The sequence below is a fragment of the Candidatus Thiosymbion oneisti genome (genome assembly GCF_900092655.1).
GTDB lineage: Bacteria > Pseudomonadota > Gammaproteobacteria > Chromatiales > Chromatiaceae > Thiosymbion > Thiosymbion oneisti.
The window spans coordinates 1-650 of the sequence record NZ_FLUY01001760.1; the positions used below are offsets into that span (position 1 = coordinate 1).

1 protein-coding gene is annotated in these 650 nt (G+C 63.5%); it reads left to right on the plus strand.

Going from position 1 to position 650, the window contains the following annotated elements; translation table 11 throughout:
- Positions 1 to 471, plus strand: a 471-nt coding sequence (locus tag BQ17_RS18775) for a transposase (protein ID WP_141699373.1), incomplete at its 5' end; no start/stop codon positions are given.
- Positions 472 to 650: the final 179 nt, after the last annotated feature.

Sequence of the window (650 nt, forward strand, 5' to 3'; positions counted from 1 at the left end):
AATGATGTTTACATCTGCCCCGCCGGTGAGTTGCTGCCCCCGCGCGGCCAACCGCATCACAAGAACGGCATCCGGCGCACCCGCTACAGCCGCCCGGCCAGTCAGTGCCACAACTGCCCGCTGAAGGCGGTGTGTTGGCCCGAGTCCGGCACCCCCCGCAGTCTCTACTGTAGCGAGCACGCCGAGTTAGCCGACGCCCATCAGCAACGGATGGCCGACCAAGGGTCAGCGCGGATGCGTCAGCGTGCGGGCTTGGTCGAACATCCCTTCGGCACCCTCAAGCGTTGGTTCGGGTGGGACCACTTTCTGGTGCGTGGCTTTAAGAAAGTGCGCGGCGAGATGAGCCTGATGGTGCTTGGCTACAACCTGATCCGGGTGGTCAACCGGCTCGGCGTGGGGGCGTTCCGGGAGTCTTACGCCCGACGCCAACAGGCGAGGCCTGTCCAGGCCGTTGCGCAACTGGCCGGATGAGACGTCACTGTCTCTTTTTATTGCCTATTTCTGTTCATGGCAACGGCAAGCGCAGGTTCCGGCAGTCAGCGGCTCCGACACCGCCGATCAAGCGCCTTTACCCGGTTTTCTGCGCTTCCGAAGCCCAGGAGCGCACGCGGCGGATGCCCGTGCGAATTCTTTCACAGTCTCTCCAGCGT